General features: G+C 39.5%; 22 protein-coding genes. 21 read left to right on the plus strand and 1 reads right to left on the minus strand.

The window, feature by feature from the left end; translation table 11 throughout:
* The first annotated feature begins 44 nt into the window (after window positions 1–44).
* The 8 genes from hrcA (at window position 45) to V7266_RS02190 (ending at window position 10555) form a co-directional block, all read left to right on the plus strand.
* Window positions 45–1076, plus strand: coding sequence for a heat-inducible transcriptional repressor HrcA (gene hrcA, locus V7266_RS02155; RefSeq protein WP_335465645.1), 1032 nt, complete (start codon window positions 45–47; stop codon window positions 1074–1076).
* A gap of 115 nt (window positions 1077–1191) precedes the next feature.
* Window positions 1192–1791, plus strand: coding sequence for a nucleotide exchange factor GrpE (gene grpE / locus V7266_RS02160; protein ID WP_335465578.1), 600 nt, complete (start codon window positions 1192–1194; stop codon window positions 1789–1791).
* A gap of 28 nt (window positions 1792–1819) precedes the next feature.
* The gene (dnaK, locus tag V7266_RS02165; protein ID WP_335465579.1) at window positions 1820–3646 is read left to right on the plus strand and encodes a molecular chaperone DnaK; all 1827 of its coding nucleotides are present in this window, start codon (window positions 1820–1822) and stop codon (window positions 3644–3646) included.
* Between the two features lie 300 nt (window positions 3647–3946).
* Window positions 3947–5074, plus strand: coding sequence for a molecular chaperone DnaJ (dnaJ, locus tag V7266_RS02170; RefSeq protein WP_335465580.1), 1128 nt, complete (start codon window positions 3947–3949; stop codon window positions 5072–5074).
* Window positions 5075–5091: 17 nt separating this feature from the next.
* Complete coding sequence (gene prmA, locus V7266_RS02175; RefSeq protein WP_335465581.1) at window positions 5092–6033, plus strand: 50S ribosomal protein L11 methyltransferase; 942 nt, start codon at window positions 5092–5094, stop codon at window positions 6031–6033.
* Between the two features lie 93 nt (window positions 6034–6126).
* Complete coding sequence (locus V7266_RS02180; protein WP_335465582.1) at window positions 6127–6876, plus strand: 16S rRNA (uracil(1498)-N(3))-methyltransferase; 750 nt, start codon at window positions 6127–6129, stop codon at window positions 6874–6876.
* A 6-nt stretch (window positions 6877–6882) separates the two neighbouring features.
* The gene (gene mtaB / locus V7266_RS02185; protein WP_335465583.1) at window positions 6883–8256 is read left to right on the plus strand and encodes a tRNA (N(6)-L-threonylcarbamoyladenosine(37)-C(2))-methylthiotransferase MtaB; all 1374 of its coding nucleotides are present in this window, start codon (window positions 6883–6885) and stop codon (window positions 8254–8256) included.
* A gap of 247 nt (window positions 8257–8503) precedes the next feature.
* Entirely contained in the window at window positions 8504–10555 is a 2052-nt protein-coding gene (locus V7266_RS02190; protein WP_335465584.1) for a glycoside hydrolase family 3 protein, read from the plus strand.
* Between the two features lie 299 nt (window positions 10556–10854).
* Here V7266_RS02190 and V7266_RS02195 read toward each other — a convergent pair whose 3' ends face one another.
* Entirely contained in the window at window positions 10855–11796 is a 942-nt protein-coding gene (locus tag V7266_RS02195) for a Na/Pi symporter (protein ID WP_335465585.1), read from the minus strand.
* A gap of 186 nt (window positions 11797–11982) precedes the next feature.
* Between V7266_RS02195 and rpsU the strand changes: the two genes are divergently transcribed.
* The 13 genes from rpsU (at window position 11983) to era (ending at window position 22091) form a co-directional block, all read left to right on the plus strand.
* Window positions 11983–12156: a 30S ribosomal protein S21 gene (gene rpsU / locus V7266_RS02200; protein WP_007087607.1), complete on the plus strand. Its 174-nt coding sequence runs from the start codon at window positions 11983–11985 to the stop codon at window positions 12154–12156.
* Between the two features lie 15 nt (window positions 12157–12171).
* Window positions 12172–12618: a GatB/YqeY domain-containing protein gene (locus V7266_RS02205; RefSeq protein WP_335465586.1), complete on the plus strand. Its 447-nt coding sequence runs from the start codon at window positions 12172–12174 to the stop codon at window positions 12616–12618.
* Between the two features lie 130 nt (window positions 12619–12748).
* Window positions 12749–13384: an NfeD family protein gene (locus V7266_RS02210; RefSeq protein ID WP_335465587.1), complete on the plus strand. Its 636-nt coding sequence runs from the start codon at window positions 12749–12751 to the stop codon at window positions 13382–13384.
* A gap of 20 nt (window positions 13385–13404) precedes the next feature.
* Window positions 13405–14400, plus strand: coding sequence for a flotillin-like protein FloA (floA, locus tag V7266_RS02215; protein ID WP_335465588.1), 996 nt, complete (start codon window positions 13405–13407; stop codon window positions 14398–14400).
* A gap of 30 nt (window positions 14401–14430) precedes the next feature.
* Window positions 14431–14874 carry a hypothetical protein gene (locus V7266_RS02220; protein WP_335465589.1) on the plus strand — a complete coding sequence of 148 codons (444 nt, stop codon included), beginning with the start codon at window positions 14431–14433 and terminating at the stop codon, window positions 14872–14874.
* Between the two features lie 76 nt (window positions 14875–14950).
* On the plus strand, window positions 14951–15253 hold the full coding sequence (gene yqfC, locus V7266_RS02225; RefSeq protein ID WP_335465590.1) for a sporulation protein YqfC: 303 nt from the start codon (window positions 14951–14953) through the stop codon (window positions 15251–15253).
* Window positions 15250–16464: a sporulation protein YqfD gene (gene yqfD, locus V7266_RS02230; protein WP_335465591.1), complete on the plus strand. Its 1215-nt coding sequence runs from the start codon at window positions 15250–15252 to the stop codon at window positions 16462–16464. The genes yqfC and yqfD overlap by 4 nt, the downstream gene beginning before the upstream one ends.
* Window positions 16439–17407 (plus strand): PhoH family protein, encoded by a 969-nt coding sequence (locus V7266_RS02235; protein ID WP_335465592.1) that lies wholly within the window; start codon window positions 16439–16441, stop codon window positions 17405–17407. The genes yqfD and V7266_RS02235 overlap by 26 nt, the downstream gene beginning before the upstream one ends.
* Before the next feature lie 179 nt (window positions 17408–17586).
* Window positions 17587–19764, plus strand: a complete 2178-nt coding sequence (locus V7266_RS02240; RefSeq protein WP_335465593.1) for an HD family phosphohydrolase — start codon at window positions 17587–17589, stop codon at window positions 19762–19764.
* On the plus strand, window positions 19761–20231 hold the full coding sequence (gene ybeY / locus V7266_RS02245; protein WP_335465594.1) for an rRNA maturation RNase YbeY: 471 nt from the start codon (window positions 19761–19763) through the stop codon (window positions 20229–20231). Before V7266_RS02240 ends, ybeY begins: the two co-directional genes overlap by 4 nt.
* Complete coding sequence (locus V7266_RS02250) at window positions 20215–20595, plus strand: diacylglycerol kinase family protein (protein ID WP_335465595.1); 381 nt, start codon at window positions 20215–20217, stop codon at window positions 20593–20595. The genes ybeY and V7266_RS02250 overlap by 17 nt, the downstream gene beginning before the upstream one ends.
* A 202-nt stretch (window positions 20596–20797) precedes the next feature.
* Complete coding sequence (locus V7266_RS02255; RefSeq protein WP_420491300.1) at window positions 20798–21181, plus strand: cytidine deaminase; 384 nt, start codon at window positions 20798–20800, stop codon at window positions 21179–21181.
* A complete protein-coding gene (gene era / locus V7266_RS02260) occupies window positions 21171–22091 on the plus strand; it encodes a GTPase Era (RefSeq protein ID WP_335465597.1) in 921 nt (306 codons plus the stop codon). The genes V7266_RS02255 and era overlap by 11 nt, the downstream gene beginning before the upstream one ends.
* The last annotated feature ends 21 nt before the right edge of the window (window positions 22092–22112 follow it).

The following is a 22112-nucleotide window of genomic DNA, read 5'->3' on the forward strand; positions in this document are numbered from 1 at the left end:
AATTAGCACTCGTTAATGAGGAGTGCTAACAGAGGTGATGAATGTTGCTAACAGATCGTCAGTTGTTGATTCTTCAGGTTATTGTTGATGACTTTATTCGATCTGCCCAACCAGTCGGCTCAAGAAGTTTGTCGAAAAAAGAGGAAATTTCCTTTAGCTCCGCTACCATTCGAAATGAAATGGCCGACCTTGAAGAGTTGGGGTTTATCGAAAAGACACATACCTCCTCAGGGCGTGTGCCTTCAGAAAAAGGATATCGGTATTATGTGGATCATTTACTTTCGCCTCAAGCATTAAATCAAAATGATATTTCGATCATTCAATCGATTTTTGCAGAAAGAATATTTGAGTTTGAAGCAATTATCCAAAAATCCGCGAAAATCTTATCGGAGTTAACCAGTTATACATCCATCGTTTTAGGACCAGCTGTTAGTATTAATAAATTAAAGAGAATACAAATTATTCCTCTAAATAAGGAAACAGCGGTGGCTATTTTTGTAACAGATTCGGGTCATGTTGAAAACAGGACATTCTCTTTACCGGATATGGTGGATGCAAGTGATATCGAAAAAACGGTAAACATTCTGAATGAGCGTTTATCTGGAGTTCCGCTGGAAGAATTAAATGATAAGATCTATAAGGAAGTGGCCATGCTGTTACGGCAGCACATCCATAACTACGATTTAATGCTCCATTTGATCGCAGAATCCTTTAAAATGCCGGTAACAGAGAAGTTATTCTTCGGTGGAAAAACAAATATGTTAAGCCAGCCGGAATTTCATGATATAACTAAGATTCGAAGTTTATTGACCATGATTGACCAAGAAGATTGGATTTACAATTTAATCCGAAACGAGTCAGCTGGAATCCATGTGAAAATCGGCAGGGAAAATAATAATAGTGCCATGGATAATTGCAGTTTAATTACGGCTTCTTATTCCGTTGGTGTTGAAAAATTAGGAACTATAGCGATATTAGGTCCTACAAGAATGGAATATTCAAGGGTTATCAGCCTGCTGCAATTTTTAAGCCGGGATTTGACTGCCGTTTTAACAAAATTGTATCAAAGTAATTAGTGCTGGTAATATTGAGTAAGGGTGAAAGGCAAAGGCCATTTAGATTTCACCCCCTTTTCCTTGTCATATTTCAGTTGTGATAGCGTTAGTGAATCCTTTAAGGGAGGTGAGTAAGTTGACGAATGAAAAAAATCATACCATCAATGAAGAAGTAGAAATCGAAAGTACTGAACAAGTTGAACTTACTGAGGAAAATACTGGTGAAGCTGTGGTTAGTGATGAGGCAGGATCAGTAGAAGCAGATGTTAATCCTGTTGAACAATATCAGCAAGAAATCGAGCAGCTTAAGGGTAAGCTTGAGGAAGCAGACAATCGATACCTCAGACTACAAGCAGATTTTGATAATTTCCGCCGCCGTACAAGAATAGACCAAGAGGCAGGCGAAAAATATAGAGCTCAAAAATTAATTACGGACCTATTGCCGGCTTTAGACAATTTTGAAAGAGCCATGAAAGTAGAAACCGATAATGAACAAGTTAAGTCTTTACTGCAAGGCATGGATATGGTATACCGAGGGATGGTGGATGCACTGAAAAAAGAAGGTGTTGAGCCAATTGAAGCTGTTGGCAAAGAATTTGATCCACATCTGCACCAAGCCGTTATGCAGGGAGAAGATGAGAATTATGGTTCGAACATTGTAACGGATGAATTCCAAAAGGGTTATCTGTTAAAGGACCGAGTTATTCGACCTTCAATGGTAAAAGTAAATCAATAATTCTACATATTATTAGGAGGAAAAGGCAATGAGTAAAATAATTGGTATTGACCTTGGAACAACAAACTCTTGTGTATCCGTTTTAGAAGGCGGAGAACCAAAAGTAATTCCAAATCCCGAAGGAAACCGTACAACTCCTTCTGTAATTGCGTTTAAAAATGGAGAACGCCAAGTTGGGGAAGTGGCAAAACGCCAAGCAATAACAAACCCAAATACAATTATTTCGATTAAACGCCACATGGGTACAAATTACAAAGTGAATATTGAAGGAAAGGACTACACTCCACAAGAGTTATCCGCTAGTATTCTTCAATATTTAAAATCATATGCTGAAGATTACTTGGGAGAGCCAGTTACAAAAGCGGTTATTACTGTACCAGCTTACTTTAATGATGCAGAGCGTCAAGCAACAAAGGACGCCGGCAAAATTGCAGGATTAGAAGTGGAACGTATTATTAACGAACCTACAGCAGCTGCACTTGCTTATGGTTTAGATAAAACGGACCAAGATCAAACGATCCTTGTATATGACCTTGGCGGTGGTACATTTGACGTTTCGATTCTTGAATTAGGTGACGGTGTATTCGAAGTTAAAGCAACGGCAGGAGATAATCGTCTTGGCGGCGACGACTTTGACCAAGTCATTATTGATTATTTAGTGGAACAATTCAAAAAGGAAAATGGAATTGATCTTGCTCAAGATAAAATGGCTTTACAACGTTTGAAAGATGCAGCTGAAAAAGCGAAAAAAGACTTATCAGGTGTAACTACGACTCAAATTTCTTTACCATTTATCACTGCTGGTGCAGCTGGGCCACTTCACCTAGAAGTATCGATGACAAGAGCAAAATTTGATGAACTCTCTGCAAACCTTGTTGAACGGACAATGGGGCCAGTTCGTCAAGCTTTAAGTGATGCAGGATTATCACCATCACAAATTGATAAGGTTATCCTTGTTGGTGGTTCTACGAGAATTCCAGCTGTTCAAGAAGCAATCAAAAAAGCAACTGGTCAAGAGCCGCACCGTGGTGTAAACCCTGATGAAGTGGTGGCAATGGGAGCTGCTATTCAAGGTGGAGTAATTACAGGAGACGTTAAGGACGTTGTATTACTAGACGTAACTCCATTATCTCTTGGTATTGAAACAATGGGCGGTGTATTTACGAAATTAATCGATCGTAACACTACAATCCCTACATCCAAATCACAAGTGTTCTCAACTGCTGCCGATAATCAAACAGCTGTTGATATTCATGTATTACAAGGTGAACGTCCAATGGCGGCTAATAACAAAACCCTAGGACGCTTCCAATTATCAGATATTCCGCCGGCACCTCGTGGAATTCCACAAATCGAGGTTACGTTCGATATCGATAAAAATGGTATTGTTAACGTTCGTGCGAAAGATCTTGGCACAAATAAAGAACAACAAATCACCATTAAATCTTCCACAGGCCTTTCTGATGAAGAAATTCAAAAAATGGTCAGAGAAGCCGAAGAAAATGCTGAAGCAGATAAACAGCGTAAGGAAGAAGTGGAACTTCGCAATGAGGCTGACCAACTAGTCTTTACAACAGAAAAAACGTTAAAAGATCTAGAGGGTAAAGTGGATGCTGCAGAGGTTGCAAAAGCAAATGATGCAAAAGACGCTTTAAAACAAGCTATTGAGAGCAATGATTTAAACGAGATTCGTGCTAAAAAAGATGCTTTACAGGAAATCGTGCAAGCATTAACTGTTAAGCTTTACGAACAGGCTGCACAAGCACAACAAGGTGCCCAAGATGCGGGTGCTGCGGGTCCAAAAGATGACAATGTCGTCGATGCAGAATTTGAAGAAGTAAAAGACGACAAATAAAAGTAGTGAAAAATCTAAAGCAAATTTATTATTCTTAGGCTCTATTAAACGATATATATGTTTAGATACACTGTTGATTGGAGCGGAAGGCGCTCGACTCCTGCGGGAGTACGGGCCGAGGAGGCTCCCCGCACGCCCGCGGGTTTGCTGAGCGACTGGAGCGGAAATCAACAACCAATTTAACAGAGCCTATACTAAAAAAAGTCAAAGTCAAAGTTACAGGCTTTGGCTTTTTTATTGCAATACCCAACTAAACGGTGTTAGAATAATCTTTATGTGACAGATTCGGGAGTGGTAATCATGAGTAAACGGGATTACTATGAAGTACTTGGTGTTAGTAAAAGTGCTTCTAAGGATGAAATAAAAAAGGCTTATCGTAAGTTATCTAAACAGTATCATCCGGACATCAATAAAGAGCCAGATGCTGCTGATAAATTCAAAGAAATTGCAGAAGCTTATGAAGTGCTAAGCGATGACCAAAAAAAGGCCCACTATGACCAATTCGGACATACCGATCCAAACCAGGGCTTCGGTGGAGGAGACTTTGGCGGCGGCTTTGGAGGGTTTGAGGATATCTTTAATACTTTCTTTGGCGGTGGCGGCGGATCTAGAAGACGTGACCCTAATGCGCCAAGACAAGGTGCTGACTTGCAATATACAATGACGGTTTCTTTTGAAGAAGCTGCGTTTGGAAAAGAAACAGATATAGAAATACCAAGAGAAGAAACATGCGAAACTTGTCATGGCTCAGGGGCCAAACCTGGAACTAATCCAGAGACATGTCAGCATTGTCATGGTACAGGACAGCTAAATGTAGAACAAAATACGCCATTTGGCAGAATTGTCAATCGCCGATCTTGCCATTATTGTAATGGTACTGGAAAAGAGATTAAACATAAATGTTCAACATGTGGCGGAAAAGGGAAAGTTCAAAAGCGCAAAAAAATCCATGTCAAGATTCCTGCAGGTATTGATGATGGACAACAACTGCGCATGGCAGGTCAAGGTGAAGGTGGAACCAACGGAGGTCCGTCTGGCGATCTTTACGTAGTATTCCATGTTCGTTCACATGAGTTTTTCGAACGGGATGGCGATGATATTTATTGTGAAATGCCAATTACATTTGTTCAAGCAGCCTTGGGTGATGAAATTGAGGTTCCAGCCCTACAAGGAAAAGTTAAACTTAAAATCCCTGCCGGTACACAAACAGGTAAAAAATTCCGCCTCAAAGGAAAAGGGATTCCAAACGTTCGTGGATACGGCGTCGGAGATCAGTATATAATAGTCCGTATTATTACCCCAACCAAGCTGTCTGATAAACAAAAACAGCTTCTTAAAGAATTTGCGGATATTAGTGGTTCGTCGCCAATTGGTGAACACGAAGAAAGTTTTTTCTCAAAAGTAAAAAGAGCTTTTAAAAGCGAGTAAGGATGGAGTTGGTAGAGATGAAGTGGTCAGAGATTAGTATCCACACGACAAACGAGGCGATCGAACCTATTTCAAATATTTTACATGAGGCTGGGGCGAGCGGTGTAGTCATAGAAGACCCCTTTGAATTGACGAAAGAAAGGGAAGATCAATTCGGAGAAATCTACCAACTTAATCCAGACGATTATCCCGAAGAGGGCGTCATTATAAAAGCCTATTTATCTGTTAACAGTTTCCTGGGTGAAACGGTAGACGCAATCAAAGAATCGATTAATGATCTTATTCTTCATGACATTGATTTAGGGTTAAATAAAGTAACCATAAGTGAAGTCAATGAAGAAGAATGGGCAACTGCTTGGAAAAAGTATTATAATCCAGTGAAAATATCTGAAAAGTTCACGATTGTGCCTACATGGGAGATTTACGAGCCTGTTAGCAGTGATGAACTCATTATTGAATTGGACCCTGGTATGGCCTTTGGTACCGGAACACATCCCACAACGGTCATGTGTATCCAGGCTTTAGAAAGAACTGTCCGTCCGGGTGACCGGGTTATTGATGTAGGAACAGGTTCAGGAGTCCTTAGCATCGCAGCAGCATTGCTTGGGGCAGAAGACGTTAGGGCTTATGATCTAGATGAAGTGGCTGTTGCATCCGCAAAGCTGAACATCAAGCTGAATAAGGTACATGATAAAGTTGCCATTGCACAGAACAATCTCTTAGACGCTGTTGAGGAAAACTCTGCAGATGTGATTGTCGCGAACATTTTAGCAGAAGTTATTCTCAGGTTCACAGATGATGTTGCTCGTGTTGTAAAACCAGGAGGTTCTTTTATTGCTTCTGGAATCATCCAGCCTAAAAAAGATCAGGTGAAGGATGCCCTAACAGATTCCGGTTTTGAAATTGTTGAAACCATTCTAATGGAAGATTGGGTTGCAATTATTGCAAAAAGGAAATAATGACTGAAAAAGGGGTGTAGACAACCCCTTTTTATTTTCCGTACATCTATAAAATAGTAATATTAAGTGTAAATGTTAAGAGGGGTGCAATGTATGCAACGCTACTTTGTTCAACAGCAAGCCAATCATGATCACTTTATCATTGATGAAGAGGACCGTCATCATATCGTAAAGGTCATGCGGATGGAAATCAATGATCGAATTATTTGCGTTGATCCAGAAGGAAAACAGGCTGTTTGCAGGCTTTCAGAAATTACCAATTCAAGTGTCGTTGCAGACGTTGTACAATGGATAGATGAGAGTTCCGAGCTTCCAATCTCGATCACTATAGCAAGCGGGTTACCCAAAGGGGACAAGCTAGAGTGGATTATTCAAAAAGGGACGGAATTAGGCGCCCAACAATTTTTGCCCTTTTCTGCTGCCCGCTCGGTTGTGAAATGGGATGAAAAAAAGGCTGCAAAAAAAATAGATAGATGGCAAAAGATTGCTAAAGAAGCAGCTGAACAATCTCATCGAACCATCTTACCTACTATCATTAATCCATTGTCCTTTAAAGAGTTGCTGATAAAGAGCAATGACTTCGATTATAAATTAGCAGCCTACGAGGAAGAAAGCAGGCAAGGTGAGACCTCGGTGCTTTCTTCTACCTTAAAGAAGATGAAAAATGGCGAAACGCTCCTTATCGTTTTTGGACCGGAAGGCGGCTTAGCGGAGGAAGAGGTTCAACAATTAAAGGATTTTGGATTTGGGCTTTGTGGTTTAGGACCACGAATATTAAGAACGGAAACCGCACCATTATATTCACTTGCGGCTATTTCCTATCATTTTGAACTATTGAGGTGAGATTAAATGGCAACAGTTGCGTTTCATACACTAGGATGTAAGGTGAATCATTATGAAACAGAAGCCATTTGGCAGTTGTTTAAACAAGAAGGATATGACCGGGTTGATTTTGAATCAATCTCCGATGTTTATATTATAAATACATGTACTGTTACAAATACTGGCGATAAAAAAAGCCGTCAAGTTATCCGGCGTGCTGTTCGAAAAAATCCAGATGCTGTTATTTGTGTAACCGGATGCTATGCTCAAACTTCTCCAGCTGAAATTATGGCGATCCCAGGTGTTGATATTGTAGTAGGAACCCAGGATCGTGTGAAAATGCTGGATTATATTGAACAATTTAAAGCAGAACGCCAGCCTATTAATGGCGTAGGAAATATCATGAAAAACCGAATTTATGAAGAGCTTGATGTTCCAGCCTTTACAGACAGAACGCGTGCTTCTCTAAAAATTCAAGAAGGCTGTAATAATTTCTGTACGTTTTGTATTATTCCATGGGCACGCGGACTGATGAGATCCCGTGATCCAAAAGAAGTCATTCACCAGGCACAGCAGCTTGTGGATGCCGGATACAAGGAAATTGTTTTAACGGGTATTCATACAGGCGGTTATGGTGAAGACATGAAAGACTATAATCTTGCTTCCTTGCTCCGTGATTTAGAAGCAAGTGTAAAAGGCATAGAAAGATTGCGTATTTCATCGATTGAGGCAAGTCAGATAACGGATGATGTCATTGAGGTAATTAAACATTCCAATATTATTGTCCGTCATCTGCATATTCCGCTTCAATCCGGTTCTAATACTGTACTAAAACGTATGCGCCGTAAATATACTATGGAATTTTTTGCAGAACGGTTGGAGCGTCTCAAGGAAGTACTTCCAGGTCTTGCAGTCACTTCTGATGTTATTGTAGGCTTTCCAGGTGAAACGGAAGAAGAGTTTATTGAAACTTATAATTTTATTAAAGAGCATAAATTCTCTGAGCTTCATGTATTTCCATATTCTAAACGGACAGGTACTCCTGCTGCAAGGATGGAGGATCAAGTGGATGAGGAAGTTAAAAACGAGCGTGTACACCGCTTAATTTCTCTTTCAGATCAACTTGCCAAAGAATACGCATCCCTTTTTGAAGGTGAAGTATTAGAGGTCATTCCGGAAGAGGAATACAAGGAGGAAGCCAATACTGGTCTGTTTATGGGATACTCAGATAATTATTTAAAAGTAGTCTTCCCAGCAACCGAAGCCATGATTGGTAAGATTGTTAAAGTTAAAATTACTAAAGCTGGTTACCCATATAATGAAGGGCAATTTGTCAAAGTAATGGAAGATAGAGAGTTAATGAAAGAAGAAGTTTATAATAAGGAAGAAGCAGCCATTTAAGGTAAAGGACCTCATTAGGTCCTTTTTTTCTTTGCCCTGATATTGAAGACTTTTAGATAGCGTTAATGGTGCTGTTCCTAAAAATATCACAAAAAAACATAAAAATTATACAATTAAGTTTTTTTGTGATTTTCGTATAATTAACTTGTTCTACTTTGTAACCGGTTACATCAAAAAGAAAGGAGAGAGTTTAAGAACCAAACATATCTAGAAGAATAACTTAAGAATTCTCAAGGGGGGAACGTATTTGTCAAAAGGCTCAAATTCTATTAAAAAAATTGTCATGTCTTCACTTGTTTCGAGTGTAGCAGCTGCAGCCATTGCGGGAGGGGCATCCGCTGCACCGCCTAGTAATTCCAGTTTTGGCGTTAACCCGCCAGAGCATTCAAATGCTGGTGGTAAAAAGGCACCTTCTGTTGAGGCTCATGTTAAGCCTATAATTAAAATTGGCCAGCGCCAGTTTAGGGATCTAAACGCCAACGGTAAACTCGATCCTTATGAGGATTGGCGTTTGTCGACGGAAGAACGGGTTGCCGATCTTCTCCCCCGCATGAGCATGGAAGAAAAGGCAGGAATAATGCAAATTACATCGCTCAATGTTGATAATATCAACGATTATATTAACAGCCGCCACATCCGTTACTTAATCATCCGAGATAACCCTACAGCCGCAGATCTAGCTAAGCGGGCAAATCAATATCAAGAAATTGCCGAGGCAACGCCTCTGGGAATCCCGCTCGTTTTTACCTCCAATCCTAGAAATCACATTAATGAGCAGAATGAATTTGGCATAAGCGAAGCATCCGGACAATTTTCAACCTGGCCTGGGACTTTAGGGCTTGCTGCAACACGAGATCTTGACTTGATTCGAGATTTTGCTGAAATTGCACGAGACGAGTGGCGCTCAGCTGGAATACAGAAGGACTACGGATACCAAATTGAGACTGCTACTGAACCACGGTGGCGCCGTATCTCCGGTACCTTCGGTGAGGATCCGATTTTAAATGCGAAAATTGCCAAAGAACTAGTCCTCGGCTTCCAAGGGGAAGAGCTTAGCAGCCAGTCTGTCGCACAGACAGTTAAGCATTTCCCTGGTGACGGTGCGGTTGTCAGAGGTCTTGATCCGCACAATGAGCCAGGGCAGTACGCTACTTATCCAACTCCTGGCAGCCTATTCAAATATCAGCTGCCTCCGTTCCAAGCTGCTATTGATGCGGGCGTGAGCTCCGTCATGTCCTATTATAATGTGCCGAAAAACGAGGGCAGTGCCGAACAGCTTCCGCGTGAGCTTTGGCAAACAGACACTCAGCAGTTTGAAGAGGTGGCTGGTGCTTACAACAAGACCTTTCTTACTGACCTTCTGCGTGACAGGATGGGCTTTAAAGGCTATGTCAATAGTGACAGCGGCGTGCTGACCAACCGTGACTGGGGCGTTCATAACCTGACGATTGAGGAGAAATTTGCGAAAGCAATCGATGCAGGGACCAACATTTTTTCTGACAACAATGACCCAAGCGGTCTTATCTCAGCGGTCCATAAAGGTTTAATAAAGGAGAAGGATCTCGATCCTTCAGTGTCCAATCTCCTTACTGAAATGTTCAATCTTGGACTTTTTGAAGATCCATATACAGACTCGGCAAAAGCTCAAGCTATCGCTAGCTCAGAAAAGTCACAGGCTAGAGCCGACGAAGCGCACCTTAAGTCGATTACCCTCCTCCGTAACAATGCAGGTTTGCTGCCGCTGACTAATGAAAAAATCGCGCAAACAAAGTTATATGTAGAAGTTTTTAACGGTAAAAATAGTGCTACTCAAACAGATGCTCTTAAGAAGATAATTGCAAAAAAAGATCCATCTGTGACCATCGTAAGCAAGCTTAGTGAAGCGAATGCCGCACTTGTTTGGCTGCGTCCAAGTCCATATGAGTTACCTGACAACTCTACTGTAGATATTAAACTTGGTACAAACACTGGCATTGATGTTGAAAAAGTGAAACAAATTGAAGCTGCCGTCCCAACAGCCCTTGTGATCAATATGACGAATCCATGGGTTATTGATGAGGTAGAGCCTGGAGCAGCAGCTGTTTTGGCCACTTATAGTGTCAAATCTGAAGCACTGCTAGACGTACTGCGAGGACGCTTCAATCCAACAGGTAAGCTACCAATCACAATCCCTGCTAATCAAGAGGCTGTCGAAAAGAATGCATCTGACGTCCCGGGCTATGCTGAAAAATTCGACTACACCTACACAAATACAGTTGGTGATGACTACACTTTTGGATTTGGTCTAAGCTATAAATAAATTGAAGGAATATATGGACTGTTCTCACTTGGTCCGACCTGAAAAATTGATAAACTTCTTTGCCTAATAGGTTAAGGGGAATACTGTATTAAAATTTTCTCAACGAAAGAGAGAAGTGTTCGATGCACTTCTCTCTTTCGTTGTTGTTTAGGTTAATAAGTAATGCTTAAATTTTATGTTATACCATCTTTTTTTTAGGCTGTGTTAAACTTGGATGTTGATTTCCGCTGCAGTCGCTCGCTTTCCGCTCCAATCAACATCGTCCCAAAATCAAGAATAACCTTTAACACAGCCTTTTCTTAAGAAATAGGTTTTTTTGGAGCTCTGTCATGCAAAAAGAGAATCATTTCACCAAATTTAGTAGCGAAGGGCAGTACGATTAAAGAGCTGGCAACATTAAAAATAACACTTATATGTGCTAATTGTATATCTGTTTCACTTGCAAGAAGCTTGGCATTCTCCGTTAAAAAAGGGATGAGCGGGATAAAAAGTAATACTCCAAATACATTAAGCCAAACATGGGCAAATGCTGCTAATCTTGACTCTCTGCCGCCCCCAATCGATGCAATAACAGCGGTAATACAGGTCCCAATGTTTGCTCCAAGAACAATCGCGATACCTGCATCAAGCTGAAGCAGGCCGGCTGCTAAAAATCCCATCGCAATCCCCGTCATTGCAGTACTTGACTGAATGATTGAGGTGATAACGGTCCCCGTGAGCAGACCTAAGGTAATATTGTCGTTCATGGACAATATAAATTTGTTGATAAACGGCATGCCTGTGAGAGGCTGGGCCAGTAATTCAAAACCTTTCATTGCTGTGAAGACAGAAGCAATTCCAAAAAGCAGCATCCCGATACTTCTTGCCTTTTTATTCTTCCATAAAATAAGCAATGCGCCACTTACAGCTAATGGAACAAGAATTTTATCTATGTCAAACGTAATTAATTCAGTTTTAAAGGTCGTCCCAATATTGGTGCCAAGGATAATGCCGATGGATTGCGGAAATGTCATAATCCTCGCCGAAATTAGTCCTATTGTAATAACCATTACCGCCGTACTGCTCTGCAAAAGGGCGGTAATAAATGTTCCGGTTAACATTCCTTTTAATGGTGTACTGGTTAGTTTAATTAACCAAGTTTTTAATTTATTGGCTGACAAATTGAATAACCCAAATCGAATAATCGTCATTCCAAAGATAAATAATAAAATACAAAGTATAAATAATAATATGTATAGCATATTGCAGGCCCCCTCTCTTCATTGTATGGCCGCACCTGAAGGGACATGCCATTTTTTATACAAACATCTTGAGAAGTTTCATGATATAGTGTGAAATTCAGTTGACCTTGTATCAAGGTTATATTATAATTGCAAGGTACATGGATTGAATGTAAGTGTGTTGTGTTTCGGAGGGAGGGAAAGAGAATGTCTAAAACCGTCGTTCGTAAAAACGAATCGCTTGAAGATGCTCTTCGTCGCTTCAAACGTACAGTATCAAAAACTGGTACTTTGCAAGAGGCAAGAAAGCGCGAATTTTATGAAAAACCAAGTGTAAAACGTAAGAAAAAGTCTGAAGCAGCAAGAAAACGTAAGTTTTAAGAGAGGGTGTAATACATGAGTCTTCTCGAGCGTTTAAACAATGATATGAAACAAGCGATGAAAAACAAGGAAAAAGACAAACTCTCAGTTATTCGGATGGTTAAAGCTTCGATACAAAATGAAGCGATTAAGCTCGGTACACAAGAGCTATCCGCAGATGCAGAGTTGACAGTCCTTTCTCGCGAAGTAAAACAACGCAAAGACTCCCTCCATGAATTTGATAAGGCTGGTCGTCAAGACCTAGTTGATAAATTGCGTACAGAGCTTGAGATTCTCGACCTGTATTTACCGAAACAGCTTTCTGAAGAGGAACTGTCAGAGATTGTCAATGAAACGATCGCTGAAGTCGGCGCAACATCAAAAGCAGAAATGGGAAAAGTGATGGCTGCTATTATGCCTAAAGTTAAAGGTAAAGCAGATGGTTCGCTCGTTAATAAATTTGTACAACAACACCTTTCATAAGTATTCTGACATAAAGACTGCAGGTAAATTGCCCGCAGTCTTTTTACATATTTTGATAAATATGAAACTTTATTTGATTAAAGACGTATAACATATTGTTAGAAGAACTGAATAGAAAGGGGGGCATTAAATGATTGAAACTCTAACAAACCCTGTTGTTGTCACGTTCCTTTTAACCATTGCCGGAGTTGGTATTGTTTTGGAATTGTTTTCAGCTAAATTCGGGATTGCAGGTTTAATAGGAATATTTGCACTACTCATATTCTTTTATGGTCATTTTCAAGCAGGTTTAGCAGGATTTGGAACATTACTTCTATTTGTTTCCGGAATCCTGCTTATTTTTTTAGAGTTTTTTCTACCAGGGGCGATAGCAGGTACTCTTGGTGTAGCAGCTTTAATATTAAGTCTGTTTTTAGCTGGCCAAAATGCCTTACAAATGGGAGTTTCTATTTTAATAGCCATAGCTGTCTCTATTTTTATATTTTTTCTAATGATTAAGACATTTGGCAAAAAACTTGTTTTATTTAATAAGATGATACTAACGGAAACAGCCAGAAAAGAGGATGGATATGTGTCAAATATTAACCGAACTGATCTTTTAGGGTTAGAAGGCCATGCGCTCACCATCTTACGGCCGGCGGGTACTATTGTAATAAATAATGAGCGCGTGGATGCTGTATCGGAAGGCGATTTTATCGAGAAGAACACCAAAGTTAAGGTCATCAAGGTTGAAGGGGCCCGGATTGTCGTTAGAGAAGTACACTAAATGGCAGGAGGAGATTGTAAATGGATATTGTATCAGGGGGAACTATTTTTATTATTGTAGTTGTTATCATTGCCCTTATTTTCTTAGGAATATTACTATCATTTGTACCAGTCATGCTGTGGGTCTCCGCACTGGCTGCAGGAGTCAGGATTAGTATTTTTACTTTAGTTGGTATGAGACTTAGACGAGTAACCCCAAGCAGGGTTGTAAACCCACTTATAAAAGCACATAAAGCAGGTTTGAATGTTACCACTAATCAGCTTGAAAGTCACTATCTTGCAGGCGGTAATGTCGATCGAGTGGTCAATGCGTTAATCGCGGCGCACCGTGCCAATATTGAATTATCATTCGAACGATGTGCGGCCATTGACCTCGCAGGTCGTGATGTATTAGAGGCTGTGCAAATGAGTGTTAATCCAAAAGTGATTGAAACGCCATTTATTGCAGGTGTCGCGATGAATGGGATAGAGGTAAAAGCAAAGGCAAGAATTACCGTCCGTGCCAATATAGAGCGGCTTGTCGGTGGGGCTGGTGAAGAAACAGTTGTAGCCCGAGTGGGGGAAGGTGTTGTATCCACCATTGGTTCGTCAGATAGTCACAGCAAAGTACTTGAAAATCCGGATTTAATCTCACAAACCGTTTTGTCTAAGGGTCTTGATGCTGGTACAGCTTTTGAGATCCTTTCGATTGATATTGCTGATGTTGACATTGGTAAAAATATTGGGGCCGAATTGCAGACAGAACAAGCAGAAGCAGATAAGAAAATTGCTCAGGCAAAAGCAGAAGAACGGCGGGCAATGGCTGTTGCTCTAGAACAAGAAATGAAAGCAAAAGTTTCAGAAATGAGAGCAAAAGTGGTCGAAGCAGAAGCTGAAGTACCACTTGCAATGGCGGAAGCACTTAAATCAGGGAATATCGGTGTAATGGACTATATGAATTTTAAAAATATTTCCGCTGATACTGATATGAGAGGCTCGATTGGAAAGATGACCGGTGAAAAAAAGAATGAACAATAATCCCCGAATTAAAAAAGGAGGGTGGCAAGGTTGGAAACCATTTTAATCATGATTGTCGTTGGAGTGATCTCAATGATTTTTGGCAAAACAAAAAACAACCAAGGACAAACAAGAAGAAGACCATCCGGCATTCACATGAGGGATTTTCAAACCAGGGTAAAAGAAATTACTGAATTTCCGAAAGATACAATGGCTATACAAACAGAAAAGAAGCAGGGTCCGCTGAAAAGTAAACAAAATAAGCTTGAAAAGGAATACCTGCAGGTAAGACAAGAGTCTGAAGCTGGCAGAATAGGGATGGCGGCAGCGCGAAACCAAGCAGCTAATAAAGAATTAATAAAAATTCAAGAAGAAATAACCTCCATATCAGAAAATCTCGATTCGCGTACAGTTATAAATGGAATAATTTGGTCGGAGATACTAGCTGAACCACGTTCAAAAAATCCTTATATAGTGAAAAAACGTTCGAGCTGAATTGAAACGACTAGAAAAAGGTGTGCTAGAACCCCCTTTCACCTCATAAATATGAGATGAAAGGGGGTTCTTTTTTATGGCAAAAAAATGGGGCCAACGGGTTCGAAATTGGATGGCTAATAAAATGGATCTTCCTCAAGATGTCATGATGGATCTGCCTCGAATTACGATGATTGGACAAATCCATATATATGTGGAAAATCACCGCGGCCTGCTCTCTTTTACTGATAAAGAACTCCGTCTGTTGTTAAAACAGGGCCAATTGTTAATTAAAGGTAATGGATTTGTAATCAAGACCATTTTACCTGAAGAGATATTATTGGAAGGAAAGATAGATCAGGTCACTTATATAAATGATAATGCGGGAGGAACAAAATGAAGAACCAGTGGTTTGAATTTCTTTATGGCAGAGTTACTGTAAGAGTATCCGGCAAAGGGCTAGAACGGTTTTTAAATGTGTTAACAAGAAACGGTTTACATATTTGGCATGTGAAACGGCATGGCACAGAGACAATTACATTCAAAATGAGGGTTCAAGATGCCCTTAAGATTAGAAGGTTTGCGAGGAAAAGTGAATGCAAAATTTCTTTTTTGCAGCGGAGTGGTGTTCCATTTTTGTTGAAAAGATTGTGGAAAAACAGCGGCTTTATGTTAGGAGCCGCCGCCTTTTTATTTCTTATATTGCTCCTGTCCAATATGATTTGGGGGGTAGAAATAAAGGGGGCAAAACCAGCAACTGAGTATCAAATTCGCAAAGAATTGGACAAGATGGGCGTTAAAATTGGCAAGGTTCAATTCTTGGTTGCTAACGTCGAGGGGATTCAAAGACAATTGACCAATAATATAGGTGCATTAACATGGGTTGGTGTGGAATTAAAGGGGACAACCTACCATCTGCAAGTAGTAGAAAAAAATGAGCCTAAAAAGCCAGAAAAATACTCGCCGCAAAATCTGATAGCTAAAAAGAAGGCAATCATTGTAAAAATGTTTGTTGAGAGTGGTCAGAAGGCAGTTGATATTCATGATCATGTTGTAAAAGGCCAATTACTCGTTTCGGGTGCATTCGGGAAGGAAGATAACCCAGAAATTACAGCAGCAAGAGGTGAAGTTTGGGGGGAAACTTGGTATAAAAGCCATGTGGAGCTTCCGCTGGTCACCAAATTTAAAGTATATAATGGCAAGGAGCAGCAAAAGCATTCTCTATTATTAGGAAAGTTAGAAGTACCTATCTGGGGATTTGGAAAACCTGAATTTAAGCATTATGAGACTGAAAAGACTGTGCATAAAATTCGCTTTTTAAAATGGGAACTGCCTATCTCTTATGTCAATAAAACACTCCGTGAGCGGGAAGTGTACGAACGGAGTTATACTAATAATGAGGCTGAAAAGATGGCGGTAGAACTAGCAAAAAAACAAATAAAAAGCAGTCTAGATGAAGAAGCTAAGATAAAAGATGAAAAAATTTTACACAAGACGATGAAAAATGGTAAGGTTATACTAGATATCCATTTTAAGATAATTGAAAACATTGCAGTCGGACAACCGATATCCAAGGAGATTCCCGATGACAGAAAAATTAACAACCATTAATGTACAGCTAGAAAATCCAGCAGAAGCAATTACGCTGCTAGGAAATTCTGATCAAAACCTAAAAACACTTGAAGAAGAGCTGAATGTATCTGTAATTACAAGAGGAGAGTCTGTCAGTTTATCCGGTGATGAAGATAAGGTCTTAATGGCTGGGCAAATAATCGACAGATTAATCTTTGTAATCCGGAAGGGTATAAATATAAGTCAGCGAGACGTTCTTTATGCCATCCAAATGGCTCAAAAAGGTACTCTAGACTACTTTGTAAATTTATACGAAGAAGAAATCGGTAAGAATATTAAAGGAAAAACGATTCGAATCAAAACGCTGGGGCAAAGACATTATGTGACTGCCATAAAGAAAAATGATTTAGTTTTTGGGATTGGACCAGCTGGAACCGGTAAAACCTATCTCGCAGTGGTCATGGCAGTTAACGCTCTTAAATCAGGACAAGTAAATAGAATTATTTTAACAAGACCTGCAGTAGAAGCTGGGGAAAGCCTCGGATTCCTGCCAGGGGATTTAAAGGAAAAGGTTGACCCCTATCTACGACCTCTGTACGATGCATTAAACGATGTTCTCGGGGCAGAACATACCCAAAGGCTAATAGAGCGGGGGACGATTGAAATTGCTCCCCTTGCCTATATGCGCGGACGAACATTAGATGACGCTTTCGTGATCTTAGATGAGGCACAAAATACCACTCATGCACAAATGAAAATGTTTCTGACTAGGCTGGGTTTTGGATCAAAAATGGTGATTACAGGTGACCAGACCCAAGTAGATTTACCGAAGGGTGCAAAATCGGGTTTAATTGTAGCGGAAGAGATTTTGCTAAATGTAAAAGGGATTTCGTTTATCTTTTTAGAACAAAGTGATGTTGTTCGTCATCCCCTTGTTGGCAGGATCATTGAAGCCTACGAAAAGAAGGGAAACCAACAATAAAGCATAGGGATGAACCTTATTGGTTTATCCCTTTTTCCGTATTTTTACAAATATCTTTTTTAATAAGGTGAAACTTTCCTGAAAAACTGATATGATTTTACATAAAGCGCATTTTCTAGTAGTATTTTGTTATTCTTTTCCTATAACAATGATGAATGGCCGTGGTTGGGGGGATTTAGTTGGATAAACTACAGCAGAACTTCATACGGATACGAAAATTACTTGATATGACTTTTTTTCGGATTATATTCTTTGTCGTACTTGGGATTGTTTTGTTTGGGGCGATATACAACAATGTAAAACCGGAAAAACTTGAGCTAAGCTTGTTCTCAGTAGCAGAAAATACTATTCGTTCTCCAGCAACAGTAGAGGATAAAGAAAGTACCGAAAATAAACGGAAAGAGGCTATAAATCAGGTCCAGCCAGTATACGCTTTGAAAAATGAATACACGCAAAATCGAGTTGATTTAATTACGTCCATTTTTCAATCAGTGATCGAGGTTAATAATGAAATTGAAGAAGATTTGAGAAAACAAGAAGAAAAAGCTTCTGAAGAAACGATAACCATAAAGGAACCGAGTGATTCCGACAAAGAGTCACAGTTAAAAGCAAAACTGACTTCAAGTGTTTCGAAGGATCTTTCTAATCAAGTTTTTACTGCCTTAATTCATGCGAATAATGATGAACTATCTATTGCGAAAGATTTAACTGTTACAGCAGTCAGTAATGTGATGACCAAAAGAATTTCTGCTGATGAGGTGGAAAATGCTAAGAAAAGAGTAGAAGAAGAATTAAAGTACACGACTTTAAGTGACGAACTAAAGTTAGCTGCTATTGAATTAGGGAGATATGCTGTCATTCAAAATGAGTTTTATGACTCAAACGCGACGGAGGAACTCAGACAACAGGCATCAGAAAAGGTTGAGCCTGTAAAAATCCTTCAAGGGCAAATTATTGCTGAAGAAGGGGAACTAATCAATCAGGATATCTATCGGCAATTAAAATTGGTTGGTCTTATAAATAACAATTATTCTTATAAGCCGTTTATTGGCTTAGTCGTGTTAATTACGATCATCCTATCAGCCATTTATTACTATTTTTCTCAAATGGAAGTGCTCCCTGAAAAACGCCAAACCTACTTATTGTTGTATGGGATTATTTTTATTCTCTCGATTTTTATTATGAAAATCATTAGTATGCTGCAAGTCTTTAGTTTTGAGGGCATCGGCTATATTTTCCCAGCTGCGATGAGTGGTATGTTAATTAAAATATTAATTGATGAAAAGCTGGCAATTTATATGTCGATCCTAATGGCTGTATGTGGGAGTATCCTTTTTAATGAAGGGATAACTGGAACACTTAATTTTTCAGTGGGGATTTATTTTCTTTTTAGCAGTATTGCAGCTATCTTGTTTTTAAACAGCCAAAGCCGCCGCTCAAAAATATTACAAGCGGGAACTTTTGCGGCCATGATTAATGTGTGTACAATAGGTGCATTCATGCTCCTCCCAAATGGACAGTATTCAGGGGTTGAGTACGGCTACTATCTTATTACTGCACTTGTGTCAGGGGTCAGCTCTGCTGTGTTGTCTGTTGGTTTATTACCATTCTTTGAGGCAAGCTTTGGAATTCTATCAACTATAAGGTTGATTGAATTATCTAACCCAAATCACCCACTCCTAAGAAAAATACTAATGGAGGCTCCGGGCACCTATCATCATAGCGTGATGGTGGCAAATTTAGCTGAATCTGCTTGTGAAGCCATAGGTGCAAATGGGCTTTTAGCGAGAGTCGGCAGTTATTATCATGATATCGGGAAAACCAAAAGGCCAAACTTCTTTATTGAAAACCAAATAAATCATGATAATCCTCATGACAAGCTGCCGCCGGATAAAAGCGCATCCATTATCATTGCACATGTCATTGATGGAGCAGAGATTTTAAGGAAATACCATATGCCTAAGGAAATTATTGATATTGCAGAGCAGCATCATGGAACCACATTGCTAAAATTCTTTTACCATAAAGCCCTTCAGAGTGAATCAACTATTAAAGAGGAAGAATTTCGCTATCCAGGCCCGAAAGCTCAAACAAAGGAATCTGCGATTGTGGGTATAGCCGACAGCTTAGAAGCAGCTGTACGCTCCTTATCCCAGCCGACACCTGAATTAATTGACTCGTTTGTAAAAAAAATTGTCACTGAACGGCTTGAAGATGGGCAGTTAAATGAATGTGATATTACGATGAAAGAAATTGAAATCGTCTCTCATACATTATGTGAGACTTTAAAGGGGATATTTCACTCAAGAATTGAATATCCAGAATTAACAAATACAAAGCAGGTGAAGCAAGCATGACATTACTTATTGACAGTGTCGATGAAACAAATGAATTGACAGAGCAGCAAATGCTTGAAATAGAAAGATTAATTAATTTTGCTGCGAGAAAGCAGCAAATAGAGGAGCGTAGTGAGGTATCTATAACTTATGTTACGAATGACAGGATTCAGGAAATTAACCGTGAATACCGTGATAAAGATACCCCAACGGATGTCATTTCATTTGCGATGGAAGAACTTGGCGAGGGTGAGGTAGAATTATCGGGAATGGATATGCCGCGCGTCTTAGGAGATATTATTATCTCAATTCCAAGAACAATCGAACAGGCAGAGGAGTATGGTCATTCTTTCGAGCGGGAGCTAGGATTTTTAGCCGTTCACGGTTTCCTTCATCTTTTAGGCTACGACCACATGACAGAGGAAGATGAAAAGGAAATGTTTACATTGCAAAAGGAAATTTTGAACGATTATGGACTCACACGATAAAAAGAAACGATTCGTCTTATTGAGGTCCTTTTCGTTTGCAGCAGCTGGTATTCTGACGGCTGCTCAAAACGAAAGAAATATGCGGTTTCATCTTATAAGCTCGCTAATCGTTATAGCATTATCCTTTTATTTTTCAATATCAAAACTAGAGTGGCTCTTCATTCTCTTCGCTATTGGGGGGATGTTCGCTCTGGAGTTAATGAATACAGCGATTGAACGGGTAGTAGACCTTGTTACAGCAGAATATCATCCACTTGCCAAACAGGCGAAAGATATTGCCGCTGGTGCTGTTTTCGTTTATGCAGCCTTAACACTAATCGTGGGGATCATTATTTTTATGCCCTATGTATTAAAATGGTTCTAAAAANNGCAATGAACATTTCGGTAAAATAACTAAAATAATTTGTTTTTATAAGACAAGTTACATTATGAGAAAATTCTAATTTTTTAAAATTTTTTATTACTTTTTCGCTACATGTAATGATTTTCTCTACTATTTGAGGTAAAATAAAGAAACAGCAGATTACTGCTGGAAGGGAAGACGTTTTGTGAATATCGAACAATTAATGGAAGAAGCAAAAAAGGCAAGAGATAAAGCATATGTTCCATACTCTAAGTTTGGAGTTGGAGCAGCCTTGCTAACAAAAGATGGGAAAGTATATCACGGCTGTAATATTGAAAATGCCGCTTATAGTATGTGCAATTGTGCAGAGCGTACGGCCCTTTTTAAGGCTTATTCTGAAGGTGACAGAGATTTTCAAATGATGGCCATTGTGGCTGATACAAATCGCCCTTGTTCCCCGTGTGGTGCGTGCAGGCAAGTGATCTCTGAGCTATGCCCAAGTGATATGAGAGTGATATTAACCAATCTTAAAGGTGATGTAAAAGAATTAACGGTAGCTGAGTTACTTCCTGGTGCCTTTTCTCCGGAGGATTTACATGCAAACTAAAGGGAATGAAAACGGATACAAATCAGGATTTATTTCAATTATCGGAAGACCAAATGTTGGGAAATCTACCTTCCTTAATCGGGTGATTGGTCAAAAAATTGCCATAATGAGTGATAAACCGCAGACAACTAGAAACAAAATTCAAGGTGTGTTATCCCTTTCGGATGCGCAAATGATTTTTATTGATACACCAGGTATCCATAAACCAAAACACAAATTGGGCGACTTTATGATGAAGGTAGCACAAAATACACTTAAAGAGGTTGATCTAGTTTTATTTATGGTGAATGCCGAAGAAGGATTTGGACGTGGGGAAGAATTTATCCTGGAAAAATTTCAGTCCGTAAATACACCTATCTTTCTTGTTATTAATAAAATTGATCAAATACATCCAGATGAATTGCTGCCTATTATTGAATCATATAAAGAAAAATACGACTTTAAAGAAATCGTTCCAATATCAGCTCTTGAAGGAAACAATGTTGAACGATTATTAGAGCAAATTAAAGGATTTTTACCAGAAGGGCCGCAATATTATCCAGCTGACCAAGTAACTGATCATCCGGAACGTTTTATTATTACCGAATTGATTAGGGAAAAGGCACTTCACCTAACGAGGGAGGAGATCCCCCACTCTTTGGCAGTTGTTTTGGATAAAATGGAAAAACAGCCCAATAAGGATATTATTCATGTGATGGCAACAGTCATTGTCGAAAGAGATTCACAAAAGGGTATTATTATTGGTAAGCAAGGGAGCATGCTCAAAGAAATTGGCAAGCGGGCCCGGGTGGATATTGAAAATCTCCTTGGTTCAAAAGTATTTTTAGAGCTTTGGGTAAAGGTGCAAAAAGATTGGCGTAATAAAATGTCCCAGCTTCGTGATTATGGCTTCAATGAGGATGAATATTAACAAAACCCTATTTAAAATATT

The sequence above is a fragment of the Neobacillus drentensis genome, from assembly GCF_036965645.1.
In the GTDB taxonomy this organism is placed as follows: Bacteria; Bacillota; Bacilli; order Bacillales; family Cytobacillaceae; genus Neobacillus; species Neobacillus drentensis_D.

What these genes read in the sequence shown, in the direction of transcription:
- mtaB (WP_335465583.1), top strand. Translation starts at nt 6,883, where the DNA reads ATGGCAACAGTTGCGTTTCATACACTAGGATGTAAGGTGAATCATTAT.
- V7266_RS02195 (WP_335465585.1), bottom strand. Translation starts at nt 11,796, where the DNA reads ATGCTATACATATTATTATTTATACTTTGTATTTTATTATTTATCTTT.
- V7266_RS02235 (WP_335465592.1), top strand. Translation starts at nt 16,439, where the DNA reads ATGACAGAAAAATTAACAACCATTAATGTACAGCTAGAAAATCCAGCA.
- V7266_RS02250 (WP_335465595.1), top strand. Translation starts at nt 20,215, where the DNA reads ATGGACTCACACGATAAAAAGAAACGATTCGTCTTATTGAGGTCCTTT.
- rpsU (WP_007087607.1), top strand. Translation starts at nt 11,983, where the DNA reads ATGTCTAAAACCGTCGTTCGTAAAAACGAATCGCTTGAAGATGCTCTT.
- V7266_RS02210 (WP_335465587.1), top strand. Translation starts at nt 12,749, where the DNA reads ATGATTGAAACTCTAACAAACCCTGTTGTTGTCACGTTCCTTTTAACC.
- V7266_RS02205 (WP_335465586.1), top strand. Translation starts at nt 12,172, where the DNA reads ATGAGTCTTCTCGAGCGTTTAAACAATGATATGAAACAAGCGATGAAA.
- era (WP_335465597.1), top strand. Translation starts at nt 21,171, where the DNA reads ATGCAAACTAAAGGGAATGAAAACGGATACAAATCAGGATTTATTTCA.
- yqfD (WP_335465591.1), top strand. Translation starts at nt 15,250, where the DNA reads ATGAAGAACCAGTGGTTTGAATTTCTTTATGGCAGAGTTACTGTAAGA.
- V7266_RS02180 (WP_335465582.1), top strand. Translation starts at nt 6,127, where the DNA reads ATGCAACGCTACTTTGTTCAACAGCAAGCCAATCATGATCACTTTATC.
- dnaK (WP_335465579.1), top strand. Translation starts at nt 1,820, where the DNA reads ATGAGTAAAATAATTGGTATTGACCTTGGAACAACAAACTCTTGTGTA.
- prmA (WP_335465581.1), top strand. Translation starts at nt 5,092, where the DNA reads ATGAAGTGGTCAGAGATTAGTATCCACACGACAAACGAGGCGATCGAA.
- dnaJ (WP_335465580.1), top strand. Translation starts at nt 3,947, where the DNA reads ATGAGTAAACGGGATTACTATGAAGTACTTGGTGTTAGTAAAAGTGCT.
- yqfC (WP_335465590.1), top strand. Translation starts at nt 14,951, where the DNA reads ATGGCAAAAAAATGGGGCCAACGGGTTCGAAATTGGATGGCTAATAAA.
- ybeY (WP_335465594.1), top strand. Translation starts at nt 19,761, where the DNA reads ATGACATTACTTATTGACAGTGTCGATGAAACAAATGAATTGACAGAG.
- V7266_RS02255 (WP_420491300.1), top strand. Translation starts at nt 20,798, where the DNA reads ATGGAAGAAGCAAAAAAGGCAAGAGATAAAGCATATGTTCCATACTCT.
- floA (WP_335465588.1), top strand. Translation starts at nt 13,405, where the DNA reads ATGGATATTGTATCAGGGGGAACTATTTTTATTATTGTAGTTGTTATC.